At 69.2% G+C, this 2,585-nt stretch carries 4 protein-coding genes and 1 pseudogene; 3 read left to right on the top strand and 2 right to left on the bottom strand.

Annotation, left to right across the window (positions count from 1 at the left end; genetic code table 11):
* Together QZY48_RS17595 and folC are read right to left on the bottom strand one after the other, a co-directional pair.
* Positions 1-333: pseudogene (locus QZY48_RS17595) on the bottom strand (hypothetical protein); the annotation flags it as partial.
* Between the two features lie 189 nt (positions 334-522).
* Positions 523-1,803, bottom strand: a complete 1,281-nt coding sequence (gene folC, locus QZY48_RS17590; protein WP_295433421.1) for a bifunctional tetrahydrofolate synthase/dihydrofolate synthase — start codon at positions 1,801-1,803, stop codon at positions 523-525.
* 217 nt (positions 1,804-2,020) lie between these two features.
* Between folC and QZY48_RS17585 the strand changes: the two genes are divergently transcribed.
* The 3 genes from QZY48_RS17585 to QZY48_RS34875 form a co-directional block, all read left to right on the top strand.
* The gene (locus tag QZY48_RS17585; protein WP_295433418.1) at positions 2,021-2,197 is read left to right on the top strand and encodes a BrnA antitoxin family protein; all 177 of its coding nucleotides are present in this window, start codon (positions 2,021-2,023) and stop codon (positions 2,195-2,197) included.
* Positions 2,178-2,417: a UPF0175 family protein gene (locus QZY48_RS17580; protein WP_295433416.1), complete on the top strand. Its 240-nt coding sequence runs from the start codon at positions 2,178-2,180 to the stop codon at positions 2,415-2,417. The genes QZY48_RS17585 and QZY48_RS17580 overlap by 20 nt, the downstream gene beginning before the upstream one ends.
* 22 nt (positions 2,418-2,439) lie before the next feature.
* Positions 2,440-2,585 (top strand): DUF3368 domain-containing protein (locus QZY48_RS34875; RefSeq protein WP_366929722.1); only part of this gene is annotated, 146 nt, incomplete at its 3' end.

Below are 2,585 nucleotides of genomic sequence, written 5' to 3'. Positions count from 1 at the left end.
TGCGCCCGCCGCGGGCTTCACCGTCGCCGTGCCGGCCGCCGCGGGCTCGGCTGCACCGGCGGCGGGGCGCACCGGTTCCCCCGGCGGGGGCAGCGCCAGGGGCTGGGAGACGGTCGCGCCCGACTCCGGGAGCCCCCCCACGCCCGAGTCCTGCGGCCCCAGAAAGACCTCGGTCTTCACCGCCGGGTCGAAGGGCGGCGGGCGCGGGATGGACTGTTGAATCGGCGGCAGACCGTCCAGCGACTGCGGCTCGAACAGCATGGGGACGAAGATCACCGCCAAGGCGACGATCACCACGGCCCCGATCAACCGTTGTTTGGCACCTTCTCGCATCACGCCTCGACTCCGCGGGCCGCGCCGCACGGCACGAACCGAAAAAGGGTGTTAGTCCGTAAAGGGACGCAAAAAACCGCTCGCCGCGGGGCAGCATCACGGCCTGCCAGGTGTGCGCGCGGCAGTCGATCGCAAGGAACCACCGGCGCCCCAGCGCCCGGCGCCTAAGTATACCAGCATGGGGGAAACTCACCCGCCCCTGACGCGCAGTGCCTCGCCCACCGTAGTGAATGAACCGAAGACCAGGACCGCGTCCCCCGCGACCGACGCCGCCAAGGCCGCCGCCAGTGCCTCCTCAACAGTCGGGAGCACCGTAGTACCGGCGTCCGGCAGGACGCCCTGCAGCCGCTGCGCCAGCAGCGCCGCCGACATGGCGCGGGCGTCTGCACTCGCCGTCAGGTACCAGGCGTCCACCAGTGGGCACAGGGGTCCGGCCACCGCCTCGGGCGCCTTGTCGGCCAGCACGCCGAACACCGCCCGCACCTTGCCGGGGCACTTGAAGGCGCGCAGATTCTCCGCCAGGGCCAGGGCCGCCTCGTGGTTGTGCGCCACGTCCAGGACCCAGGTGACCTCCCCGGGGAAGACCTGGAAGCGGCCCGCCAGGCGGGCGCGCCCGAGACCGGCACGGATGGCGCTGACCGGCACCGGGAGCCGGGCGCGCAGACCGCGCAGGGCCGCGATGGCCGCGGCGGCATTGTGGTGCTGAAAGGTCCCGCGCATGGCCGGGGCCGGCAATGACAGGCGCTCCCCGTCCGGCCCCGACCAGACCCAGCCGCCGCCCTCCGGGGCCGCTGCGCAGCCCAGTTCCGCGCCCACCTGCAGCACCCGGGCACCGAGCGCCAGGGCCGCCGCGCGCAGGGCCGCGGGGGCGTTCGGCTGGCCGATCACCGCCGGGCGGCCGGCGCGGAAGATCCCGGCCTTCTCGCCGGCGATCAGATCCAGCGTCTCGCCGAGCCAGGCGGTATGGTCGTGGCCGATGGAGGTCACCACCGAACAATCCGCATCGATCAGATTCACCGCGTCGAGCCGCCCGCCCAGCCCCACCTCCAGGACCACCAGGTCCGGCGCGGCGCGCACGAAGAGGTCCAACGCGGCCAGGGTGCCGAACTCGAAATAGGTCAGCGGCACGGCCCCGCGGGCCTGATCCACGCGGGCGAAGGCCGCGCACAGCAGCGCATCGCTCACCTCGGCACCAGCGATGCGCACCCGCTCGTTGTAGCGCAGCAGGTGCGGGGAACTGTAGCAGCCGGTGCTGTAGCCGGCCGCCTGGGCCATGGCCTCGAGGAAGGCGACGCAGGAGCCCTTGCCGTTGGTGCCCCCGACCGTGATGACCGGGCACTCCAGCCTGGCGGGGCCCAGCCGCGACCAGACCTCGCGCACGCGCGTGAGGCCGAACTCCATCCGATTCGGGGTCAGCGTGCCCTGCCAGGCGAGCCACTGGTCCAGGGTCCACAGGTCAGTCGGGTACATGGTCACGGGTGAAATCGGGCCTCGCCTCGCCTTGGGGCCCGGGATTGTGCCACGGGTCGGGGGTTGCGCCAAAGGCGGGGTTGCGAAATTCGTCGCGGGCCTTGCGGCGGGCCGGGTGAGGACCCGGAAGATGTTGTGAACCAACTACAACGTAGTTAAGCTACGCGGATGAGCAAGATTCGCTTCGAGTCGCAGTCTTATCCCTGACAGGTGCAACATGCGCGAAGAATACGACTTCTCCAAGTCGAGAAAGAACCCCTACGCCGCTCAACTGAAGAAACAGATCACCATCCGCATCGATGAAGACGCCATCGCCTACTTCAAGGGCATCTCCGAGGAGGTCGGCATCCCGTACCAAAGCCTGATCAACCCCAATGCAATTATCCATCCCTGAAGAGGCCATCGCCGATCCGGGTCTCACCGAGGATGTCCTGCTGCGGGAGCTTGCCGTCGCGCTCTATCGGCACGGCCGGATCACGGTCGGCCACGGCTGCAAGATGACCCGTCTGTCGGAGATCGAGTTTCAGCGCCTGCTGAGCACCGAGGGCGTCGATCTGAGCTATCCGGAGCACACCCTGGACGACGATCTGGCGACCCTGCGTGCGGGTCTCTAGGCGATGAGCGAGGAAGGTTGGCATGGGCATCCGCAGTGTCGGAGTGGTCGGCATCCTCATCGAGGCGAAGCGCGGCGGGTTGATCGAGGCGGTGAAGCCGGTGTTGGACGAAGTTCAGGGTACGGGATGCAAGAAAATAATCGAGCGGCTGAAAGAACGGTATGAGAT

The sequence above is a fragment of the uncultured Thiodictyon sp. genome, assembly GCF_903828115.1.
Classification (GTDB): Bacteria; Pseudomonadota; Gammaproteobacteria; order Chromatiales; family Chromatiaceae; genus Thiodictyon.
This window is presented reverse-complemented; position numbering and strand designations above follow the sequence as displayed.

What these genes read in the sequence shown, in the direction of transcription:
- QZY48_RS17580 (WP_295433416.1), top strand. Translation starts at nt 2,178, where the DNA reads ATGCAATTATCCATCCCTGAAGAGGCCATCGCCGATCCGGGTCTCACC.
- QZY48_RS17585 (WP_295433418.1), top strand. Translation starts at nt 2,021, where the DNA reads ATGCGCGAAGAATACGACTTCTCCAAGTCGAGAAAGAACCCCTACGCC.
- folC (WP_295433421.1), bottom strand. Translation starts at nt 1,803, where the DNA reads ATGTACCCGACTGACCTGTGGACCCTGGACCAGTGGCTCGCCTGGCAG.